Origin of the sequence: Jeotgalicoccus nanhaiensis (genome assembly GCF_015235105.1) — a bacterium.
Lineage (GTDB): Bacteria > Bacillota > Bacilli > Staphylococcales > Salinicoccaceae > Jeotgalicoccus > Jeotgalicoccus nanhaiensis.
Genome location: NZ_JADGLW010000022.1, coordinates 1 through 442 on the forward strand (window position 1 = coordinate 1; position 442 = coordinate 442).

1 protein-coding gene is annotated in these 442 nt (G+C 68.1%); it reads right to left on the reverse strand.

Translation table 11 applies throughout. From position 1 onward, the window contains the following. Nucleotides 1–442 (reverse strand): RHS repeat domain-containing protein (locus IR135_RS11505; protein WP_135099508.1); only part of this gene is annotated, 442 nt, incomplete at both ends.

The following is a 442-nucleotide window of genomic DNA, read 5'->3' on the forward strand; positions in this document are numbered from 1 at the left end:
GCCAGGCGCCCGCGTCGTTCAGGTAACTGACGTTCTGCCATTCCTTGGCCAGGCGCCCCTGGGCGTCGTAGGAGTAGTAGTGGCTGTTGCCGCCGGCGTCGATCGTCTCCTGCGTATGGCCCTGGGCATCGAAGCGGGTGTAGCTCGTGCGATTGGCCGATCCCTCCGGCGCGGCATTGGCGGTGTAGCCCGATTGATCGCCCGACACCGTGGCGCCACCTGCATACTGCACGGTGGAGACGGCGTTGCCGTGCGCATCGCGTCGGAACTCGGTGAGCGGGTTCACGGGGTTCTTGCCCTGGCCATTGCCCGCCACGCCCAGGTTGACGGTGGGTGTCACGATGGCGCGCACGCGGCCCAGTGCGTCGTAGAACTGGTACGTGGTCGCGCCCAGCGCGTCCGTGGTGCGCAGCAGGTTGCCCAGCGCGTCGTAGGCGTAGCG